Origin of the sequence: Plantactinospora veratri (assembly GCF_036421995.1) — a bacterium.
Taxonomy (GTDB): Bacteria; Actinomycetota; Actinomycetes; order Mycobacteriales; family Micromonosporaceae; genus Plantactinospora; species Plantactinospora veratri.
In genome coordinates, this window is the sequence record NZ_JAZGQL010000027.1 from 62,141 (window position 1) to 80,314 (window position 18,174).

The following is an 18,174-nucleotide window of genomic DNA, read 5'->3' on the forward strand; positions in this document are numbered from 1 at the left end:
ACGGGCTACAGGTGCGGGACGATGTCGGACATCCGCCGCGCGGCCTCGCTGTTGTGCTCGGCGGCGCCGGGCATGTTCGCGCTCATGAAGACCTCCGGCGTCTCGCCGCGCCGGATCTGGATGCCGAGCGCCTCGACGATGATCGCGTCGAGCAGGGCCAGACCGACCACACTGGACGACGGGCCGGCGGACGGCAGCCCGGGGCCCAGCTCGACGAGCGCGTCGCCGGGCGGGCAGTGGTTGTCGACGACCACGTCGGCGATGTCGTGCAGCCGTGGACCGGGCCGGGAGATCGCCGAGGCGTACCGGCGGGAGGTGATCGCGATCAGCGGCAGGCCGCGCGCCTTCGCGGCCCGGGCGACCTCGACGGGCAGCGGGTTCGCGCCCGAGTTGGAGACGACCAGCAGGACGTCGCGGTCGCCGTCGAGCCGGTACCCCGCCAGCACCGCTTCGGCGTGCCCGTGCTCCCGTTCCAGCACGGTGCTGCGTACCGCGCCCTCGTGCAGCATGTGCGCGGGCTTGAGGATCGGGCAGACCCGTACCGCGCCGCCGGCCCGGTAGAACGCCTCCTCGCCGAAGATGTGCGAATGTCCGCTGCCGAAGACGTAGAAGAGGCCCTTCGCGGCCCACGACCGGGCGACCAGTTCCGCGGCCCGTCGCACCGCCGGCAGTTCCTCGGCCAGGGCGCGGCCGAGGACCTCCTGCACGCGGGCCGCGTACCCGGCGGCGGTGACCTCCTGTGCCGACCACGCCGCGCCCCCGGCGGGCGCCGTGCCGCTCACTTGACCGCTCCCGCGGTCAGGCCGCCGACGAAGTAGCGGCCGGCGAAGAGGAACGGGACGATCGCGGGAATGACCGTGCAGACCGTACCGGCCATCAGCAGCCCCCAGTTCACGGTGTACTGGCCCATGATCGCGCTCAGCCCGATCGGCAGGGTCTTGAGCTGGTCGCTGACGATGAGCTGCGAGGCGAACACGAACTCGGTCCAGGAGAAGACGAAGGCGTAGACGGCGACGGTCGAGATGCCCGGCGCGAGCAGCGGCAGGACGATCCGCAGCATCATCCGGACCGGGCCGGCCCCGTCGACGGCGGCGGCCTCGTCGATGTCCCGGGGGATCGCGAAGAAGAAGCCGCGCAGCAGCCAGGTGCAGAACGGTGCGGTGAACGCGACGTTCACGATCACCAGCGCGTTCCTGGTGTCGATCAGCTCCACCGCCGCGAACGCCTGGTAGAGCGGCACCAGCAGCAGCGTCCCGGGGATCATGTACGCCACCAGGATCGCCCCGGCCAGCTTGTTGCCGCCCGGAATGCGCAGCCGGTAGAGCCCGTACGCCGCCGCGAACGACACCAGTACGGTGCAGAGCGCGGTGGAGAGCGCGATGACGAAGCTGTTGGTGAGATAGCTCGGATAGTCCGTCGCGGTGAAGAGCTGCCGGAAGTTGTCCAGGGTCGGGTTGGTCGGAATCAGCGTCGGCGTCGTACGCAGGATCTCCTCACGGTCCTTGAACGCCGAGATCGTGATCCAGTAGAGCGGGCCGAGCACGATGGCGGTGAGCACGGTCCAGGTGACGAGGCGCGGCAGCCGCGCCCAGGACAGCCGGGACGTCACCGGCGGCGCGGATGTCACGAGTCCTCCTTCGGCTTCGCGACGCGGATGTAGAAGAAGGCGAGGGCGGCCAGCAGGATGATCGTGATCACGCTGACGGCGGCGGCGTCGCTCGCCTGGAACTGGTTGAAGGCCTTGTTGTAGATGAAGATCGGGGCCGTCGTCGTCGCGTCGGCGGGCCCGCCCTTGGTGACCAGGTAGATCGAGTCGACGATGTTGAACGACCAGAGCGACCCGACCAGCCCGAGCGCGAAGAGCACCGGCTGGAGCAGCGGGAAGGTGATCCGCCAGAAGATCCGCCAGGCGTCGGCGCCGTCCACCCGGGCGGCCTCGTAGATCTCGCCGGGGATCGTCCGCAGCGCGCCGAAGATGACGACCGCGCCGAGCGGGAACCAGTGCCAGCTGTTCATCAGGATCAGCGCCGGCATCGCCAGCGCGCTGTCCCCGAACGGGCTGCCCAGCCCGTCGATCCCGACCGCGGCGGCGAGCTTCGGCACGATGCCGTAGTTGCTGTTGCTCAGCCACTGCCAGATGACCGCGACCGCGACGGTCGGGATCACCCAGGGGATGAGCACCCAGGTCCGGGAGGCCCGGGCCCAGCGCCCGGACCGGCCGATCAGCAGCGCGGTGCCGAAGGCGATGAGGGTCTGCACCAGCAGGTTGCCGGCCAGCCAGATTCCGGACCGCCCGATCGAGGCCCAGAACGCGCCGTCGCCGAACGCCTCGGTGTAGTTGTCGAGGCCGACGAAGTTCGAGCTGCTGCCGACGACGCCCTGGTCCTGGAGGCTGAGCAGCACCGTGTTCAGCAGCGGATAGCCGATCACGCCGAGCATGAGCAGCACCAGCGGCGCGACGAGGCCGTACCCGAGCAGGTGCGTGTGCCAGGGCCGGCGACGGCGGGCGGCCGTCGCCGGCCGCCCGGCCGCCCGGGTACCGGGGATGACCTCCCCGGTACCCGGCGCCGCGCTGCGGCTGCTCACTTGGCGACCGCCGCACGCATCTGCTCGTCACCCCACTTGGCCGCCGCCTCCGGCGACTCTCCGCTGCTGTACATCCGCTGCACGACCTGGGCCAGGATGTTCTGCCCGGAGATCTTGCCGACGGAGTCGACGTACTGGCCGTCGACGAAACCGAACAGGGCACCGGTCTTCGACTGTTCGAGCATGGCGTCGACGCAGCCCCGGTACTTCTGGATGACCTCGTTGCTGGTCCAGGACTCGGCGGTGGCACCGTCGGCGGTCAGCGGCAGGAACAGGCCCGGCTCGGAGTTGAGCAGGGTGCCGTAGTTCTCCGGCTGGAGGACGTACTTCAGGAACGCCTCCGCACCGGCGGCCTTGGCGTCGTCGCCCGACATCACCATGGCGGCGTTGGAGTAGTAGATGCTGCCCGGCTTGCCGCCGGAGTCCGCGACCGGGATCGGGGCGCAGCCCAGGTCGCTCGCCGGACGGCCCGACTCGGACTCGAACGGCGCCAGGTACTGCCCCTTCTCGATCGCCATCGCCGCCGCGCCGCTGTTGAACGCCGCCTGCGGCTCGCCCCAGGAGTAGTTGCCGCTGTCCGACGGCGACTGCTTGAGCAGGTCCCGGTAGAGGGTGAGGGCCCGGACGGTTTCCGGGGTGTTGAAGTTGATCTCACCGGTGGGGGTGAAGAAGTTCCCGGCCCCGCTGGTCAGCATCAGGCTGTAGAGCACCTGGTCGGTGGCGAGGTTCTTGCCGGCCGGCAGCGCGATCCCCTTCTGGTTGCCCTGGGTGAGCTTCTGGGCGTCCGCCAGCAGTTCGCTGGTGGTCTTCGGCGGTTCGTTGATGCCGGCCTTGGCCAGCAGGTCCTTGCGGTACCAGAGCATCTGCACCATGCCGTAGAGCGGGACGGCCCAGTACTGGTCGTCGTCCCGGTAGGGTGCCTTGGCCGCCTCGCCGAAGGTGTGTGCCTTGTCGAGTTCCTCCACCAGCGAGGTCACCGGCCGGACCGCGCCGAGCGGGCGTACGTAGGTGGTGAAGTCGGGGATGGTGAAGAGGATGTCGGGCTGCGTCTTCGACTGCACCGCGCCCGAGATCTTCGTGTAGATCTGGTTCCAGTCCTGGACCTGCGCCTGGACCTTGTATTCCGGGTTCGTGGCGTTGTAGCCGTCGATCAGTTTCTGGAACCCCTCGACCCGGTTCGGTGGCTGTTCCATGTGCCACAGGATCAGTGTCTTGTCGTCACCGGCTGGCCCACTCGAACCGCCGCACGCGGCGGCCGAGAGCCCGACCACCGCGGCCACGGCCACAGCGGTCAGCCGCTTGACCTTCCCGTACCTCATGAGCTGGTACTCCTCTCACGGCCTTCAGGTGTTCCGCGAGCTTCCGGATCGTCACGACTCTTCGTGCGGCTGACGACGACGCTGCGGACTAGACGGACCGAGCGGTGTTGGAATAATGTTCCGGACCATACCGAGGCGGTCTAGACCAGTCAAGAGCAAGGGAGAACCGGGTCTGGACCCGACCTGGCCGGGTACGGCCGCCAGCCGGAGATACGGGATGCTCACTTCATGTCAACGCCGAAACACGTCGCGATCACGAACGCTCTCCGCGAGCAGTGCCGGAACCTGCCGGTCGGGTCCCGGCTGCCCTCGGAGAAGGATCTCGCCGTGCGCTTCGAGGTCAGCCGGATGACGGTCCGGCAGGCGCTCGACGCATTGGCCACCGACGGACGGGTGGAACGCGTTCCCGGCCTCGGCACGTTCGTCCGCCGGCCCACCGTGGCCATGGGCCCCAACCTCTCCTCCTTCACCGAGGACATGCGTTCCCGGGGGCTGCGGCCGAGCAGCCGCCTCGTGGCGATCGAGGAGGTCGCCGCCTCCCCCGAGGTCGCCCTCGACCTCGGGGTCGAGGTGGAGAGCCCGGTGATCCGGCTGGAACGGCTCCGCTTCGCCGACGACGAGCCGATGTGCCTGGAGGACGCCCACCTGCCGGCCCGGTTCCAGCGCATCCTGGAAGCCGCCGAACTGGAGGGGTCGCTGCACGAGGTGCTGGCCCGGGCCGGCGTGGTGGTCGCGGCGGCCCGACGCCGGGTACGCGCCGTACCCGCACCGTCACGCGACGCCCAACTGCTCGGCCTGCCGGAACACGCCCCGGCACTGGAGATCGTCGACGTCTTCTACGACACCAACCGCCGCCCGGCGCAGCGTTCCCGGTCCCGTTACCGCCACGACCGCTACGAGGTCATGTCCGACCTGCACCGCCCCAGCAGCGAACCGAGGGAGACCGCCAAGTGACCTGGACCGCCCACACCAGCCCCGACCTGCCCGAACCGGCCGGACCCTACAGTCACGTCGTCGACACCGGCACGCTGGTCTGGACCGCCGGCTTCGGACCGCAGAACCCGGCCACCGGCGTCGTACCGGAGGGGATCACCGCGCAGACCGAGCAGGTGCTCGACAACGTCGAGGACGCGCTGCGCACCGTCGGACTGGGCCTCGGCGACGTCGTGAAGGCGACCGTGCACCTGCAACACCTCGACCGGGACTTCGCCGCCTACAACGAGGTGTACGCCAGGCGCTTCCGGCCGCCCTACCCGGTACGGACCACCGTCGGCAGCACCCTCGCCGGGATCCTGGTCGAGATCGACGTCGTGGCCGTACGCCGCGACCCGACGCGGGCGAGCTGAGCACGATGGGCGCCGTCCCCCTGGTCGACTCCGTCTGGCTGGTCGGCAGCGGCAGCCATCCCGACGCCCGCACCGACCCGCACGACTGCCACTGCTACCTGATCTGGGACGGCACGGGCGGCGTACTGGTCGACACCGGGACCGGCCTGGGTGCGCGGGCCTGGCTGGCCGCCGTCGCCGAGGTCTGCGACCCGGCCGCCCTGGCCGGCGTCGTCGTCACGCACTACCACGCCGACCACGCCGGCGGCGCCGCCGCCGCGCGGGCCGCCGGGCTGCCCCTGCTGGCCAGCGCCGAGACCTCGGCCGCGCTCGCCACCGCCGACGAGTCGCGCAGTTCCCTGGCGGTGGCCCGGGCGGCCGGGGTCTACCCGTCCGACTACCGGCTCGCGCCGGCCACGGTGGACCGGGTGCTGGCCGGCGGTGACGTCGTCCGGGCCGGCGACCTCGACATCCGGATCGTCGACGCACCCGGGCACTGCGACGGCCACCTCGTCGTACTGCTGCGGCGCGCCGGCCGCACCATCCTGTTCAGCGGGGACTGCCTCTTCGCCGGTGGGCGGGTGAGCATGCAGGCGATCCACGACTGCCGGCTCGACCGGTACGCCGAGACGGTGGTCGCACTCGCCGGGCACCGGGTCGACGTACTGCTCCCCGGCCACGGCGAGCCGGTGCTGACCGGCGCCGGGGTGGAGATCGCCCGGGCGGCCGAGTCCTTCCGGCGCCTCGTCCCGCCGCCGAACGTCCTTACCTCCTGACCGTCCGGTGCTCCGGTGGGCCGCACCGCCGACACGCTGTCGGTGGGCGGCCCTAGACTGCGGCGCCATGGCGATGGTGAGTTTCGTCGACGAGACGACCGCGGGCGAGCGCGGCGCCGCATGGCACCTGGAGATCTTCGAGGAGCGCCTGCCGCTGCGGGAGGTGATCCGGCGACGCGTCTTCCAGGAGGTCGCCGAGCACAACGCGAAGGGCGGCGACCTCTTCCGGGGTCTGGTGCAGCCGACCGACACCGAGCGGACGCTCAACGGTTTCAAGCTCCGGCAGCCCCGGCGGATCGACCCGGACGAGCAGGCCGATCGTGCGCTGGAGGCGTTCTCCCGCAACGGTTTCATCGTCCTCGTCGACGACCGGCAGGTCGACGAGCTGGACGCGGTGGTGGAGCTGGCCCGGGGCACCCGGATCACCTTCCTCAAGCTCGTACCGCTGGTCGGTGGCTGATGCCGGTGCCGATGCTCCACTGCGGACCGGACCGGCCGGCGACCGAAGCCGGCGAACGGATGGCGGAGCTGGCCCGGCGCGGTGACGTCGAGGGCCTCGTTGACGAGACCATGGCCTACACCGCCGGCTACACCGGCGACTGGGGCAGGGAGAGCCGGCACGTCACCGACGCGCTCGGTCTCGTCGCGCCCGAGCGCAAGCCCGAGCTGCTGATGGCGATCCTCGACCGTTGCTGCCTGGTCAGCGAAGCCGAGCAGCGCCGGGTCACCAACGAGCTGTTGAAGATCCTGGTCAAGCCCTACGGCAAGATCGACAGCCCGGAATCGGCCGCCGTCGCGCTCGCCTTCGCCGCCCGGCACACCGCCTTCTTCGGTGGCGACGAGCTGCGGCAGATGGCCGAACTCCTGCGCGAAACCGGGCGGTCGCTGCCGCCGGAGGTCGTCGCCGTGATGCGCCGGACCGTCGCGCACGGCTACTGGGGCTCGGCCGACGCGCTCAAGCCGCTGCTCGACAAGCTCGACGCACCGGCGCTCAACCCCGGCGAGGCGTGGGCCGACCGCGCCCTCGCCGACGTCGCCTCGCTCGAGGCGGACCAGGCCCGTCGCTGGCACGTGCTGTTCCGGCGCGCGGCGACCGCGACGAGCGCCAGACCGTCGCAGAAATGGGAGGCGGCGGCCCGCGAACTGCTCGACGGGCTGGCCGAGCCCGGTGCCCGGCTACGGCGCTGGCTCGCGCTGGTCGGGCAGCCGCGCACCCTCCGGCTCAACCGCACCCAGTGGGAACACGACGTCAACGAGTCCTTCGACCAGTTCAACACGACGCCGCTGCGTGGACTGGTCTGGCTGCTCTCCTTCCTGCCCGAGCACCCCGAGACCGCGCGGCTGCTCGGCGCGCTCGTCGAGACGTCGCTGCGCAAGGTCGCCGGGCTCGGCCCGCGCAGCCCAAAGATCGCCAACGCGGCGGTCCACGCGCTGTCGCGGATTCCGACCGAGGAGGCGCTCGCCCAGATCGCCCGGCTCGCCGCCCGGGTCACCTTCAAGGGCACCCTCAAGGAGCTGAACTCGGCACTCGACGCCCGGGCGGCGGCGCTGGGGTTGACCCGGGACGAGGTCGAGGAACTCGCCGTGCCGGCGTACGGGCTGACCGAGGTGGGGGTGCGCGTCGCGCACTTCGGCGACGCCTCGGCGACCCTGGACGCCACCTCCGGGACGGTCACGGTCACCTGGCGCAACGCCGCCGGAAAGACCGTCAAGGCGGTACCGGCCTCGGTGCGGTCCGCCCACCCCGAGGAACTCGCCGATTTCAAAGCCGCCGTCAAGGACGTCGAGAAGATGCTCTCCGCCCAGGCGGAACGCCTCGACCGCCAGCTTCTCGCCCAGCGGGTCTGGCCGTTCGGCGCCTGGCGCGCCCGCTACCTCGACCACCCACTGGTCGGTACGCTGGCCCGCCGGCTGATCTGGCTCGTCGACGACGTGCCGTGTGCCTTCGCCGACGGTGCCCTGCGCACCCACGAGGAGAAGGAGATCGTGGCCGGCGAGACGGTCCGGCTCTGGCACCCGATCGGCCGCGAGGTGGCCGAGGTGCTCGCCTGGCGCGCCTGGCTGGAGACCCACCGGGTCACCCAGCCGTTCAAGCAGGCACACCGCGAGGTCTACCTGCTGACCGCCGCCGAGGAGAACACCCGGGTCTATTCCAACCGGTACGCCGCGCACGTGCTGCGCCAGCACCAGTTCCACGCCCTGGCCGCGGCCCGGGGCTGGCGCAACAGGCTGCGGATGATGGTCGACGACGCGTACGAGCCGGCCACCCGCGAGTTGCCGCAGTGGGGGCTGCGCGCGGAGTTCTGGATCGAGGGCATCGGCGACGAGTGGCAGGACGACACCACCGAGTCGGGGGCATACCTGCGGATCGCCACCGACCAGGTCCGGTTCTATCCGATCGGCGCACCCGAGCACTACGCGCACGCCGGTGGCGGCGGCTACGAGCAGTGGGTGTCCCAGGACGCGCAGCCGACCGACCCGGTGCCGCTGGCCGAGATTCCGCCGCTGGTGCTCAGCGAGATTCTCCGCGACGTCGACCTGTTCGTCGGCGTCGCCAGCGTCGGCAACGACCCGACCTGGCAGGACGGCGGGCCCGGCGGACGGTTCCGGGAATACTGGGCGTCCTACAGCTTCGGCGAACTCAGCGGCACCGCGCAGACCCGTCGGGAGATGCTCGAACGCCTCGTCCCCCGGTTGGCCGTCGCCGAGCGGGCGCAGGTGGAGGGCCGTTTCCTGGTGGTCCGGGGCGACCTGCGCACCTACAAGATCCACCTCGGCTCGGGCAACATCCTGATGAGCCCGAACGACCAATATCTCTGCATCGTGCCGAAGCAGACCGCCGGCTCCTCGACCGGCGACGTCTTCCTGCCGTTCGAGGGGGACCGGGTGCTCGCCGTCATCCTCAGCAAGGCGCTGATGCTCGCGAAGGACACCCAGATCACCGACCCCACCATCACCGGGCAGCTCCGGCGCTGACGGCCAGCCGCGATCCGGCGTCGGCCCGTACGGTGGGTGCCGTGATCACCTGCGTCGTGCACTACACCATCGACCCCGCGCAGATCGAGGCGTTCGAACGCTTCGCCCGCGCGTGGATGCGGCTCGTGGCCGAGCACGGAGGTGTGCACCACGGTTACTTCCTGCCCGCCGAGGGGGCCAGCGACCGGGCCGAGGCCCTGTTCAGCTTCGAGAGCCTGGCCGCCTACGAACGCTACCGGGCGCGGTTCGGTGTCGATCCGGAGTTCGTCGCGGCGGACCGGATCCGCGACGAATCCGGTTGTGTCGTGCGGTACGAGCGGACCTTCATGCGTCCGCTCCTGCCGACCGACTGAACCCCGACCCTCGACGGCCGGACCGGTCAGCCGGGCTTGATCTGCGCGAGCTGCACCAGGAGTTGAACCAGCCGGTACGCCTCGGCCATGTCCTGCGCGGTGAAGGCGAGCGTACGGCCACCGGCCGCCCGGGTGACGCCGGGCACCAGGGTGGCCAGGTCGACGGTGTACGGGCCGTACAGGTCCAGCTCCACCCGTACCGGAGTGCGGGTCGGCACGGGGCGGACCCGCTGGCGCCCCCGGACCGCCTCGGCGGCACCCCGGCGGATCCGGTCCCGGGCCTCCTGGGGGTGCAGCGTCTCCGCCGCCGCCTGGCCCAGCGCCCGTTTGACCTCGACGGTGACCACCTCCGGCACCAGGTCCCGGAGTTCGGCGCAGGCCGCGTCGTCGCCGCTGAGCAGCACCACCGGTACGCCGTAGTGGCCGGCCACGGCGGCGTTGAGCCCGATCTCGCCCACCGACCCTCCGTCGAGCCGCACGTCGAGTACGGCGTCGCTGATGGTGTGGCCGAGCACGGCCGGCCCGGCACCGGCGCGGGCGTGGTACCCGACGAAGAGCAGCGCGTCCGCCCCGGCTTCGAGCCCGGCCACCATGCCCAGCGGGCGCGGCTTGCCACGGATCAGCCGGGCCCGCCGGTCGAGTTCCTCGGGCAGCAGGTTGCGGAACGGGCCGTGCGAGTCCGCGACGCGGACCTCGGCGCTCGGCTCGGCGTCCAGCACCCCGGCGATCGCCGCGTTCACCTCGGCCGTCATCAGCGCCCGTCCGCGCTCGTAGTCGTAGCCGCCCGGGTTCGTCTCGGTGGGATGCACGATCCCGGAGACACCCTCCAGGTCGGCGGAGATCAACACCTTCAGCCGGTTCGCCATCACACCACCGTAGTCAGGTGGCGTCGACGACCATGACGTCCCCGTGCCACCACGCCAGCCGACCGGGCCGTGGCTTCGTAGAGTCTTCGCAGTCGACGGGGAGTGGGGAGACGGGCATGTTCGACGACACCGGACTGCTGCGACCGCAGGAGGAGCGGGCGTACCGGCTGCTGCTGCGCCTCTCCGCGGCCCGGCCCGCCGATCTCGCCCGACTGGCCGACGTGCCGCTCGACGAGGCCACCGGAGTGTTGGAGGGCCTGCGGGGCAAGGGACTGGCCATGGCCCGACCCGGCCCGGACCCGGTGTTCGAGCCGCTGCCGCCGGACGTCGCGCTCGGCAACACCCTGCTGCGCCGGCAGGAGTCGCTGGAGAGCGCCCGCCAGGCGGTGGCGGCGCTGACCGAGGAGTACCGGAGCAGCGCCCGGCGCCGCAACGCCGACCATCTGGTCGAGGTGGTGGTCGGTGCGGCCGCGTTGCGTGACCGGCTGCGTGACCTCCAGGACTCGGCCCGGGAGGAGATCCTCTGGTTCTGCCGGGCCAATCCGCTGGCGATGTCCGGCTCGGAGAACGCCGAGGAGTCCGGGGCGCTGGCCCGTGGGGTGCGCTACCGGGCGATCTACGAGCGAGCCCTGCTGGAGGCACCCGGTGAACTGGAGAGCATCGCGGAGAGTGTCCGCGCCGGTGAGGAGGCCCGTACCCTGCCGACGTTGCCGGTCCGGATCGCCATCGCCGACCGGTCGACCGCGATCTGCCCGCTGGTGCCGGACGACGAGCGCGACGTCGGGGAGCCGACCGCCGCACTGATCCGGCGCAGCGAGCTGCTGGATGCCCTGCTGGCGCTCTTCGAGAGCCACTGGGACCGGGCCACGCCGATCCGCTGGGACGCCGACCGGGGTGGACTCGCCGACGCGGCACCCGACGACGCCCTGGAGGACGGCGAGCGTTTCCTGCTGTCGCTCTTCGTGGCCGGCTTTCCCGACAAGTCGATCGCGTCGCAGCTCGGCGTCAGCCGGCGGACCGTGCAGCGCCGGCTGGAGCGGTTGATGGCACTGGCCGGGGTGGACACCCGCACCGGGTTGGCCTTCCAGGCCGCCCGCCGGGGCTGGCTCTGACCGGTCCGGGGCGGGACGGCACCCTGCCGTCCCGCCCGGAACCCGCTCAGCGCAGGCCGTACGCCCGGATCACGGTCTGGGTGACCGCGTTGCCGGACCGGTCGGCGGCCCGGACCCGCAGCGAGACCGTGCCCTTCCCGGCCGGAACGCTCGCCCGGTAGGCGTTGCCGTGCCCGGTGACCCGGACGGTCCGCCAGGTGGCGCCCTCGTCGAACGAGACCTCGGCGGTCAGGCTGGTCCCCTTCGCGGTGGCGTGACCGTCCTGGTGCCGGACGGTCAGCCCGACGGTGTGCGGCCGGCCGCTGGCCCGTCCGGTCAGGTCGACGGGCGCGGCGTAGTCGACCTGCAACAACGGCAGCGGTCGAGCCTCGTCGCCGGGCCGCTGACCGGAACGGAACTGCCACACCGTCTCGGTACGGGTGCCCCAGACCCACTCCTCGCCGGTGCGCTCGGTGGTCAGGGCCAGCCGGTAGCCGGCGTCCGGCCCGGTGGTGGGTACGTCCCGGCGGGCGTCGGGCAGCTCGGCGAGCAGCTTCCCGTCGCGCCACAGCGTGGCACCGACCCGGGACGCCTCGCCGATCGTGTAGTGGCCCTCGGCGTCGACGAACTCGGGGACCCGCAGCCCGAGAGTGTCACCGGTGCGGGTGGAGACCAGCTCCGGTATCCCGCGCGGCGAGGCCGGGCGGACCACCGGGGCGAGCCAGGTCTGCTCGGCGCTACGGGCACGGTAGCTGGTGGGCCGCTCGGCCATCCCGCTCTGTAGCGCGCCGAAGTCGTTCCACGGCCACTCGTGGCTCACCCGGTGCTGCCAGACCGAGTCGCCGGTGGTCACCCACTCCTCGCGCTCCTTCGGTGTCGCCACGAACCGGGACGTGTCGTTCCATGCATAGGTCTGCCAGGGGCGCCATCCGAACCGCTGCTCCTTCGCCCAGGGGAATCCGCCGTTGTCGGCGTACCGGGTGGTGATCCGTGTCGAGTTGGCCGGGGTAACCCGGTAGACGATCCGGTCCGGGATCCGGTTCCGTTCCACGTGCTGTACGTCGTAGAGGTAGGGGCTGGAGGTGGTGAGGGTCAGGGCCAGCGTCGCCCCGCCGCGCTGCGCCCGCCCGATGAGCCGCCGGCCGTCGTCGTTCGCCACCGCCAGCATCGGGATCGGCTCCCGGTCACCGGTGGGCCGCCACACGGTCCACGCCGACCAGTCCGCCGGACGCACCATCAGGGTCGCCGCCGCACCGGCCCGGGCCGCCGCCGCGGTCACCTCGCTCTCGCTCGGCGCGTCCTCGCCGCCCGGTTCGTTGGCCGACTCGACGAGTACGGCCGCGCCGCGCACCTTCGCCTCGGCCAACTCCTCCGGGGTGCCCCGGCCGGCGTAGACGAGCGGGAACCGGCGGGTGCCGTCGTACGCCGGGGACTGCCCGGTCAGGTTGACGTCGAGTGGGCCGGCGACTCCGGCGACCTCGGCACGCACCATCGGCGCGACGAGCTGCCACCGCGACGAGAACTCGTACCGGCCGCTGGTCAGTCTCCTGGTCGGGGTGACGTTGACCTGTTGGACCGTGCTGAAGTGCATGGTGCCGTGGCTGATCTGCCGACCGGTGCCGGTGACCCGGTGCGAGTAGTAGCTCAGTACCGACTGCTGTTCGGCCGGTCGGGGTGTCTCGATCCGGATCGGGGTGCCCCGGCGGGCGTCGAGCAGTACCTCGAGGTCCCGGTCGACCCGCAGTTCCGGGTCGGTGATCAGGGTGGCCTGCTCGTCGAGTACGCCGCCGTCCTCGATCAGCGCGTGCAGCAGGTAGGTACCCTCGCCGACCTCGATGGTCTTGGTCTCCCCCTCCCACAGGAAGTTCAGGTTGTCCCAGCGGTAGCTGTCACCCATCAGCGCGACGACCGGCACCGACACCGGCTGGCCGGCCCGGCCGACCGCGCGGAGGGTGACCCGGTGCCGGGGGCCGTCCAGGCTGATCCCCACCGCCGTGCTGACGAGCATGCCGCCCGGGCCGGTCGCGGTGATCCAGCCGCCGAAGAGTCCCCGGTCCAGTTTCGCCAGGTCGGCCGTGACCGGCACCTGCACCGAGCCTCCGGCCGGCACGGTCACGGTGCGGGAACCGGTCGTGACGGCATCGGTCTCCGGCACCTCGGTGGTGACGTTCTCCAGCTCGACGGCGAGGTCGAGGGTCACCGGCGCCGGCCCGTCGTTGGTGTACGTGACGACCTTGCCGACCGGCACCGCCGCCGTACCGGCCCGGGCGGTGGCGGCGCCGTCCGGGTCGGTGTGCAGGCCGAAGTCGACCTGGCCGCTGGCGTACACCCGCTGGCCGGTCGCCCGGGCGACGTCCACCCGGCCGGTGCCCTCCTCGAACACCGACAGTTCCGGGTTGCTCCGGGCGGTGCTGACCAGCGCGTCCTTCAGCCGTGCCGCCGACCAGTCCGGATGGGCCTGGGCCAGCAGCGCCGCCGCGCCCGCCACGTGCGGGGTCGCCATCGAGGTGCCGGAGGCGGCGGTGTACCGCTCGTCGACCGGGCGCCCCATGGTGGTGCCGGCGGCGCGGGCCGCCACGATACCCACGCCCGGGGCGGTGATCTCCGGCTTCAGTCCCTCGTCGCCGAGTCGCGGGCCCCGGCTGGAGAACTCGGCGAGCGACTCGTCCCGGTCCACCGCACCGACGGTGAGCGCGGACGGGGCCGCGCCGGGCGTCCCGACGGTGTAGTCCGCGCCCTCGTTACCGGCGGCGACCACGAAGAGGGTGCCGGTGTCTGCGGTGATCCGGTCCAGTGCCTCGCTGAGCGGGTCGGTGCCGTCGGTCGGGCCGCCGCCGAGGCTCAGGTTGACCACCGCCGCGCCCTGCTCGGCGGCCCACTCCATCCCGGCGATGATCCAGGAGTCGTAACCGCTGCCGTCGTCGCCGAGCACCTTGCCGGCGAGCAGGCTCGCGCCGGGGGCCACCCCCTGGCGGGTGCCGCCGGATCCCGCGCCGGTGCCGGCCACGGTCGCCGCGACGTGCGTACCGTGGCCGTGCCGGTCGGTGGGGTCCGGGCTGTCGCTGAAGTTCCGGGCCGCCGTCACCCGGCCGGTCAGGTCCGGGTGCGTCTGGTCGACCCCGGTGTCCAGCACCGCGACCTTCACCCCGGCACCGTCCAGGCCGGCCCGCCAGGCGGTCGGGGCGCCGATCTGGGCGACGCTGCGGTCGAGTACCGGCCGGACCCGGCCGTCCAGCCAGATCCGGCTGATCCCGCCACCGAGGGCGGCTGCGGAGCGGGCCGAGCCCGGATCGGCCGGTGCGACCGTCCGCCAGAGACCGGCCAGCGAGTCCTTCCCGGCGGCCAGCGCGGCGCCGCCGATGCTGGGCAGCGGCCGGGCGTCGGTCGTACCGGCGAGGGCGCGGACGGTGTCGGCTGTCGGGTCCTGGTAGCGGACGATCAGCGGCAGGCTGGCCGTCGCGCCGTCGGCGTACCCGTCGACGATCAGCTCCTGCACGTCGAAGAGGTCCTCGTCCAGGATGCCGGCCGAGACGTACGGCACGACGTCGCTGGGCAGTACCCGCAGCCCGCCGTCCACCTCCTGGGTGTGGAAGGTGATCCGTTCACGTCCGGCCGCCGGGCGGACCGAGGCCGCGTACCGGCCGTCGCCGGCCGGCGAGACCTCGACGACGTCGCCGGTGACCAGGGTGACCCGCGACCCTGCGCCGGCCGTACCGGGCGCGGCCACCGGCCCGGTCGCCGGGGCGGACGGCGGCGCGGCGCTCGCCGGCGGCGGCCCGGCGGCGGTGAGCGCGAGTACGGCTGCCAGCACGGCAGCGGTACGGCGCAGCGGAGATGACATGGCGGGGTCTCCTTCGACTCTTTCGAAGACGCCGTCAACGGCGACAGTCGGAGTCTGTGGCCGGAGCATTTGCCCGGTCAGCACCCTGCGGTGCCGCAGAGGCGACATGGCGCCAAGTGGACACCGGGCCGCCACTGCGGGTACCTGCGGCGTTCACCCAGCGGGTACCTCGGTTGGGCCGCCCACAGTACAGCGGTGAATGTACTATCGCGTCGTGGAGACACTCACGCATGGACAGGTGCTGGCCCGATTCGGTCACGCACTGTCGGATCCGACCCGGGCACGACTCCTGCTGGCCCTGCGCGACGGCCCGGGTTACCCGGCCGAACTGGCCGACCTGCTCGGCACCAGCCGACAGAACCTGTCGAACCACCTCGGCTGCCTGCGCGGCTGCGGCCTGGTGGTCGCCGTACCGGAGGGCCGCCGGACCCGTTACGAGCTGGCCGACGCCCGGCTGGCGCACGCCCTCGGCGACCTGCTCGGCCTGGTGCTGGCGGTGGACCCGGCCACCTGTCCCGACGCCGCGACCCGGGGTTGCTGCTGATGGCCGCGCCGCTGCGGTCGCAGCCGGCCGGCCCGGCACCGGCCCGCCGCGCCCTGCTCGCCCGGCGGATCCGGCTGCTGGTCGCCGCGACCATCACCTACAACGTCGTCGAGGCGGTGGTGGCGATCACCGCCGGCACGCTCGCCTCGTCGACCGCCCTGATCGGATTCGGTCTGGACTCGGTGATCGAGGTTTCCTCGGCGGCGGCCGTGGCCTGGCAGTTCGCCGGCCGGGACCCGCAGTCCCGGGAGAGGGTCGCGTTGCGGATCATCGCGATCTCCTTCTTCGCCCTCGCCGGCTACGTCACGGTCGAGTCGGTACGCGCCCTCGTCGGTGGCGCCGAGGCAGCGCACTCCACCATCGGTCTCGTCCTGGCCGCGCTCTCGCTGGCCGTCATGCCACTGCTGTCCTATGCGCAGCGACGCACCGGCCGGGAACTCGGCTCCCGCTCGGCGGTCGCCGACTCCAAGCAGACCCTGCTCTGCACCTACCTGTCGGCGGTACTCCTGGTCGGGCTCGGCCTGAACAGCCTCTTCGGCTGGTCCTGGGCCGACCCGGTCGCCGCGCTGGTCATCGCCGCCGTCGCGGTCAGGGAGGGACGGGAGGCCTGGCGCGGCGACACCTGCTGCGCCGTACCGTTCAGCGCGCCGCCGGGGACCGACCGGGCCGTCGTCGCCACCACCGGCGACGCGTGCGGCTGCCAGCCGGGTTGCTCCGGCGGCCGGAACTGACGCCGACGGCGCACCGGCCGACGGCGATCGACCGAGCTGCCGGTCGGTGACTGGCCCACCGACCGGCTGCTAGCGTCAGACACCGTGACGGTTGACGATCCGACCGACCTGCGGGTGACAGTGGACGGCAGCCTCGACGAGGTGCTGTCGTTACAGCGGTGGCTCGGCGAGCAGGACGACTTCGCCGGTCGGACGCGGTTGCTGCGGCACGAACCGGGGCCGGGGCAGATGGGCGCGGTGCTCGACACGATCACGATCGCCGCGGGCGGCGGCGGTGCGGTGACCGCTCTGCTCGGCACGATGTCGGTGTGGATGCGCCACCGTAACGCCAAGATCACCGCGACCGTCAAGAAGGGCAACCGGAGCGTCACGATCACCGCGGACCGGGTCCGGGCGGCGGACCTCGCCCAGTTGAAGGAGATGGTGGCGGAGTTCTCCCGCACCCTGGACGAGGGCTGAGCCGAACGATGCCGAGCAGGGAACTCCGGCTCGCCGACCCGGACCGGTCCCGGGTGATCCTCGTCGGTACGGCGAACTACCGGTACGGGCTGCCGGAGATCCCGCCGGTGACCGGCAACGTGGAGGGTCTGGCCCGGGTCTTCCGCGACCCCCGGCTGGGCGGACTCGGCGAGGAGAGCTGCCACACCCTGGTCGACCCCAGCAAGGACCTCGCGATCCGGCAGGTCGCGGCGTGGTGCCGGGAAGCCGACGACGTGCTCGTCGTCTACTTCTCCGGGCACGGCCTGGTCGGCGAGGACGGCGAACTGCTGCTCGCCTGCGCCGACACCGATCCCGAAATGGCCGAGTACACCGCGCTGCCGATCGGCCTGCTGCGTAAGGCAGTACAGGCGAGCCCGGCCCGGACCAGGGTGCTCGTCCTCGACTGCTGCTACTCCGGACGGGCGATCCGGGCCCTCGGCGGTGCCGACGCCGACCTGCTCGGCCAGGTGGAGGTCTCCGGCACCTACACCCTCGCCTCGGTGCCGGGCGACCTCCAGGCGCTGTTCCACGAGGGCGAGCGCTACACCGTCTTCACCGGGGAGCTGATCGCCACCCTGCGAAACGGCATCCCCGACGGGGCCCCGCTGTTGTCGGTCGACGCGGTATACCGGCACCTGCTGCGCAGGATGCGCGGCAGCGGCCTGCCGGCACCCAGGCAGGTGCACAGCGACACGGCCAGCGACCTCGCGCTGGTGCACAACGCCGCCTACCTCCGCGCCGATCCGGTGTCACCGTCCACCGGTCCGCAGGGGGATCCGTTCCGGCACGTCGACCTCCTGGTACGCCGGGCCGGCGAGGAGGGTCGGGACCGGTTCGTACTCCGCGAGGCCGCCCGGGACCGGCGCTGGCCGGCGCTGGCACGGCTGCGGATGGCGGCCGAACTCGACCACCTCGGCGAGACCGGAAGCGCCCTGGAGACACTCCGCGACCTCGGCGTCGACGGTGATCTGCACCAGGTGCTGAAGAGGATGCGCGAGTTCAGCTCGCTGGTGGCGGAGAACCGGATCTGGGCGGCGGAACTCGTCGACTCCTGGGACGTCGGCAGCACCGACGACCCGGATGCGCTGTGGGGACTGATGATGGCGATCTGGTTGTCCGCGAGCGGGTTGCCGGTGCAGGCCCAGACCGCCGCGGTGGCCGAGCTCGCCGGTCACGGGTACGCCGATCAGGCGCGCAGCGTACTCAGGGGGATGTTGCGCAAGCGTGGCCTACCGGTCGCCGACCGCCGCGCCGTACAGGCCGCGTTGCAGGGACTCTGAACCGGC

General features: G+C 72.2%; 17 protein-coding genes. 11 read left to right on the forward strand and 6 right to left on the reverse strand.

What is annotated here, in order from left to right; all coding sequences use genetic code 11:
* Positions 1-5: 5 nt before the first annotated feature.
* The 4 genes from V1634_RS27330 to V1634_RS27345 are packed head-to-tail and all read right to left on the reverse strand — an operon-like array spanning position 6 to position 3,905.
* Positions 6-782, reverse strand: a complete 777-nt coding sequence (locus tag V1634_RS27330) for an SIS domain-containing protein (protein ID WP_331209108.1) — start codon at positions 780-782, stop codon at positions 6-8.
* Positions 779-1,627 (reverse strand): carbohydrate ABC transporter permease, encoded by an 849-nt coding sequence (locus V1634_RS27335; protein ID WP_331209107.1) that lies wholly within the window; start codon positions 1,625-1,627, stop codon positions 779-781. The genes V1634_RS27330 and V1634_RS27335 overlap by 4 nt, the downstream gene beginning before the upstream one ends.
* On the reverse strand, positions 1,624-2,586 hold the full coding sequence (locus V1634_RS27340; protein WP_331209106.1) for a carbohydrate ABC transporter permease: 963 nt from the start codon (positions 2,584-2,586) through the stop codon (positions 1,624-1,626). The genes V1634_RS27335 and V1634_RS27340 overlap by 4 nt, the downstream gene beginning before the upstream one ends.
* Complete coding sequence (locus tag V1634_RS27345; RefSeq protein ID WP_331209105.1) at positions 2,583-3,905, reverse strand: ABC transporter substrate-binding protein; 1,323 nt, start codon at positions 3,903-3,905, stop codon at positions 2,583-2,585. Before V1634_RS27345 ends, V1634_RS27340 begins: the two co-directional genes overlap by 4 nt.
* 228 nt (positions 3,906-4,133) lie before the next feature.
* On the opposite strand from V1634_RS27345, the gene V1634_RS27350 reads away from it, so the two are divergent.
* The 6 genes from V1634_RS27350 (at position 4,134) to V1634_RS27375 (ending at position 9,335) form a co-directional block, all read left to right on the forward strand.
* Complete coding sequence (locus V1634_RS27350; protein WP_331209104.1) at positions 4,134-4,859, forward strand: GntR family transcriptional regulator; 726 nt, start codon at positions 4,134-4,136, stop codon at positions 4,857-4,859.
* Complete coding sequence (locus V1634_RS27355; RefSeq protein WP_331209103.1) at positions 4,856-5,251, forward strand: RidA family protein; 396 nt, start codon at positions 4,856-4,858, stop codon at positions 5,249-5,251. Before V1634_RS27350 ends, V1634_RS27355 begins: the two co-directional genes overlap by 4 nt.
* Before the next feature lie 5 nt (positions 5,252-5,256).
* Positions 5,257-6,006 carry an MBL fold metallo-hydrolase gene (locus V1634_RS27360; RefSeq protein WP_331209102.1) on the forward strand — a complete coding sequence of 250 codons (750 nt, stop codon included), beginning with the start codon at positions 5,257-5,259 and terminating at the stop codon, positions 6,004-6,006.
* A gap of 67 nt (positions 6,007-6,073) precedes the next feature.
* Positions 6,074-6,466 (forward strand): hypothetical protein, encoded by a 393-nt coding sequence (locus V1634_RS27365; RefSeq protein ID WP_331209101.1) that lies wholly within the window; start codon positions 6,074-6,076, stop codon positions 6,464-6,466.
* A gap of 11 nt (positions 6,467-6,477) precedes the next feature.
* On the forward strand, positions 6,478-8,982 hold the full coding sequence (locus V1634_RS27370) for a DUF4132 domain-containing protein (RefSeq protein WP_331209100.1): 2,505 nt from the start codon (positions 6,478-6,480) through the stop codon (positions 8,980-8,982).
* Positions 8,983-9,023: 41 nt separating this feature from the next.
* The gene (locus V1634_RS27375) at positions 9,024-9,335 is read left to right on the forward strand and encodes an NIPSNAP family protein (protein WP_331209099.1); all 312 of its coding nucleotides are present in this window, start codon (positions 9,024-9,026) and stop codon (positions 9,333-9,335) included.
* A gap of 26 nt (positions 9,336-9,361) precedes the next feature.
* Here V1634_RS27375 and V1634_RS27380 read toward each other — a convergent pair whose 3' ends face one another.
* The gene (locus V1634_RS27380; protein WP_331209098.1) at positions 9,362-10,201 is read right to left on the reverse strand and encodes a M55 family metallopeptidase; all 840 of its coding nucleotides are present in this window, start codon (positions 10,199-10,201) and stop codon (positions 9,362-9,364) included.
* Between the two features lie 116 nt (positions 10,202-10,317).
* Here V1634_RS27380 and V1634_RS27385 point away from each other — a divergent pair, with 116 nt between their 5' ends.
* Positions 10,318-11,313 carry a helix-turn-helix domain-containing protein gene (locus V1634_RS27385; RefSeq protein WP_331209097.1) on the forward strand — a complete coding sequence of 332 codons (996 nt, stop codon included), beginning with the start codon at positions 10,318-10,320 and terminating at the stop codon, positions 11,311-11,313.
* 46 nt (positions 11,314-11,359) lie between these two features.
* On the opposite strand, the gene V1634_RS27390 is transcribed toward V1634_RS27385, so the two are convergent.
* A complete protein-coding gene (locus V1634_RS27390) occupies positions 11,360-15,133 on the reverse strand; it encodes a S8 family serine peptidase (protein ID WP_331209096.1) in 3,774 nt (1,257 codons plus the stop codon).
* Positions 15,134-15,332: 199 nt separating this feature from the next.
* Between V1634_RS27390 and V1634_RS27395 the strand changes: the two genes are divergently transcribed.
* The 4 genes from V1634_RS27395 to V1634_RS27410 all read left to right on the forward strand — a co-directional run bounded on the left by V1634_RS27395 (position 15,333) and on the right by V1634_RS27410 (position 18,168).
* Positions 15,333-15,677: an ArsR/SmtB family transcription factor gene (locus tag V1634_RS27395; protein WP_331209095.1), complete on the forward strand. Its 345-nt coding sequence runs from the start codon at positions 15,333-15,335 to the stop codon at positions 15,675-15,677.
* On the forward strand, positions 15,677-16,408 hold the full coding sequence (locus V1634_RS27400; protein ID WP_331209094.1) for a cation transporter: 732 nt from the start codon (positions 15,677-15,679) through the stop codon (positions 16,406-16,408). Before V1634_RS27395 ends, V1634_RS27400 begins: the two co-directional genes overlap by 1 nt.
* Before the next feature lie 84 nt (positions 16,409-16,492).
* The gene (locus V1634_RS27405; protein ID WP_331209093.1) at positions 16,493-16,867 is read left to right on the forward strand and encodes an effector-associated constant component EACC1; all 375 of its coding nucleotides are present in this window, start codon (positions 16,493-16,495) and stop codon (positions 16,865-16,867) included.
* A gap of 8 nt (positions 16,868-16,875) precedes the next feature.
* On the forward strand, positions 16,876-18,168 hold the full coding sequence (locus V1634_RS27410; RefSeq protein ID WP_331209092.1) for a caspase family protein: 1,293 nt from the start codon (positions 16,876-16,878) through the stop codon (positions 18,166-18,168).
* Positions 18,169-18,174: the final 6 nt, after the last annotated feature.

Bases quoted from the DNA above. Each gene is read 5' to 3' on its own strand.
- V1634_RS27345 (WP_331209105.1), bottom strand. From the start codon at position 3,905: ATGAGGTACGGGAAGGTCAAGCGGCTGACCGCTGTGGCCGTGGCCGCG.
- V1634_RS27400 (WP_331209094.1), top strand. From the start codon at position 15,677: ATGGCCGCGCCGCTGCGGTCGCAGCCGGCCGGCCCGGCACCGGCCCGC.
- V1634_RS27385 (WP_331209097.1), top strand. From the start codon at position 10,318: ATGTTCGACGACACCGGACTGCTGCGACCGCAGGAGGAGCGGGCGTAC.
- V1634_RS27390 (WP_331209096.1), bottom strand. From the start codon at position 15,133: ATGTCATCTCCGCTGCGCCGTACCGCTGCCGTGCTGGCAGCCGTACTC.
- V1634_RS27350 (WP_331209104.1), top strand. From the start codon at position 4,134: ATGTCAACGCCGAAACACGTCGCGATCACGAACGCTCTCCGCGAGCAG.
- V1634_RS27410 (WP_331209092.1), top strand. From the start codon at position 16,876: ATGCCGAGCAGGGAACTCCGGCTCGCCGACCCGGACCGGTCCCGGGTG.
- V1634_RS27360 (WP_331209102.1), top strand. From the start codon at position 5,257: ATGGGCGCCGTCCCCCTGGTCGACTCCGTCTGGCTGGTCGGCAGCGGC.
- V1634_RS27370 (WP_331209100.1), top strand. From the start codon at position 6,478: ATGCTCCACTGCGGACCGGACCGGCCGGCGACCGAAGCCGGCGAACGG.
- V1634_RS27380 (WP_331209098.1), bottom strand. From the start codon at position 10,201: ATGGCGAACCGGCTGAAGGTGTTGATCTCCGCCGACCTGGAGGGTGTC.
- V1634_RS27395 (WP_331209095.1), top strand. From the start codon at position 15,333: ATGTACTATCGCGTCGTGGAGACACTCACGCATGGACAGGTGCTGGCC.
- V1634_RS27365 (WP_331209101.1), top strand. From the start codon at position 6,074: ATGGCGATGGTGAGTTTCGTCGACGAGACGACCGCGGGCGAGCGCGGC.